At 56.6% G+C, this 2,129-nt stretch carries 1 protein-coding gene; it reads left to right on the top strand.

Annotated elements, in window-relative coordinates; all coding sequences use genetic code 11:
- A partial coding sequence (locus DBZ16_RS14600) for a type VI secretion system Vgr family protein (protein WP_107814488.1) occupies positions 1-2,129 on the top strand: 2,129 nt, incomplete at both ends.

Genomic DNA, 2,129 nt, shown 5'->3' with positions numbered 1-2,129 from the left:
TTCACCGCCTCCGAAGCCGCCAACACCGCCTACCGCGTCGAAATCACCGCCACCTCCACCGATTCCTCCCTGCCGCTGTCTTCCTACCTCAACCAGCGAGCAGCGTTTGAAATTCGTCCGCAGGAGGCCGTATTGTCCGAAGTCGCCGCCGCCTTCGCAGCCGGTTCAGACGAGCCTCCGGCGAAACAATGGCAGGGCATCGTGACTTCGTGTGAGAAGTTGTCGGTATCTAAGGATGAAACCGTTTACCGCTTTGTTTTAGAGCCGCGTTTCGCGGCTTTAAAACATTTCCAATCCTCCCGACTGTTTCAAAACCAAACCGTCCCCGATATCGTTGCCGCCGTCTTCAAACACCACGGCTTCTCCGGTGTGGACTACCGTTTCCAAAAAAGCCGCAGCTACACCGTCCGCGAGTATGTGACCCAGTATCTCGAAAGCGACTTCGCCTTTATCAACCGTCTGTGTGAGGAAGAAGGCATTTGGTATGCCTTCGAACAAAATGAACAACATGGTGATGTGGTCGTCTTCGGCGACAGTCCCGAACACTACTTCCGCGATCAAAGCTTACCCGTTTCCTACCGTCCCCATGCCGGACTGGAAAGCGTCGGTACCGAAGCACTGTTCAACTTAAGCATCCGCCACAACCCCATCGTCGAAGGCATACGCAGTGCCGACTACAACTACCGCACCGCCGATACCGACCTCTTTGCCGAAACCGACAACAAACAGTCCGAAGAATCGGCCGACAACACCGTCTTATTGGGCAAACGGCAAAACTGGGGCCTTCATCCCAAAACCCCCGACGAAGCCAAAGTTCAGACGACCCTGCTGAACGAAGCCGTCCTCTGCCGCCAAACCGTCGCCAACGGCAGCGGCAACGTCGTCTCCATGGCACCGATGAAAGTGTTCCAAACCGATACCGCCTTCCCCGAAGCACCCGACGGCTGGCTGGTACTCAGTATGGAACACAGCGGCAGCCGCGATACCGCCTACAGCCATACCTTTACCGCCGTTCCCGCCCAACTCGCCTTCCGTCCCGAACGCACCACACCGCGCCCCCATATCGCCGGCACACTGCCCGCACGGGTGACCGCGGCAGAGAACTGCACCTACGCCTACATCGACGACATGGGGCGCTACCGCGTCAAACTGCCGTTTGACCTAGACGAATGGAGTCCCGGCGGAGAAAGCCGCCCCGTCCGACTCGCCAAACCCTATGCCGGTCCCGAATACGGTATCCACTTCCCCCTGCACGAAGGCACCGAAGTCATGCTGTCTTTCGTACAAGGCAATCCCGACCGTCCGTATATCTCCGGCGTGATGCACGACAGCGCCCATCCCGACCACATCCCTGCCGATTGGAACACAAGGAATGTCATCCGTACCTGGGCGAACAACAAACTCAGGATGGAAGACCAAAAAGGCCAGGAACACATCAAACTCGCCACCGACTACCAAAAATCCCAACTCAACCTCGGACATATCGTCGACAGCGGTAGGGCAAAACGCGGAGAGAACGGCGAAGGCTTCGAACTCAGAACCGACGGCTGGGGTGCCGTACGGGCGGGTAAAGGCATACTCGTCAGCGCACAAAACCAAGACGCCAACGGCAAAGTGCTGGATATGGACGATGCCATCGCGCAGATTGAACAAGCACTTTCCCTCGCCAAAAGCCTGAACAAAGCCGCCCAAACCGCCAACAACCACAACACCGATGAAGAAACCCAAAGGGGTCGTCTGAAAGACGCCCTCAAAGACCTGAAAGAGGCAGGTTTGATCCAAACCGCCCCCGCCGGTATTGCCACCGCAACCCAGCAAAGCCAACTGCACACCGCCAATGAAAACATCCACCTGGTCAGCGGCAACCATACCGACATCACCGCCGGACAAAGCCTGACCGCCCATGCGGCAGAGAGCCTCAACCTGTTTGCGCAAAGCAGCGGCATCAAGGTACAGGCCAATCAGGGCAAAGTGGAAGTACAGGCACAGAATGACGAGCTGCAGCTGAATGCGCTGAAGGACGCGGTGCTGACCAGTAGTTCAGGCAGAGTAAATATTGCAGCGCAAGAGGAAGTTTTAATTACCTGTAAAGGCGCATACATCAAATTCTCGAATGGAGAAATTGAGAT

The organism is Neisseria sicca, assembly GCF_003044565.1.
GTDB classification, from domain to species: domain Bacteria; phylum Pseudomonadota; class Gammaproteobacteria; order Burkholderiales; family Neisseriaceae; genus Neisseria; species Neisseria sicca_A.
This window is presented reverse-complemented; position numbering and strand designations above follow the sequence as displayed.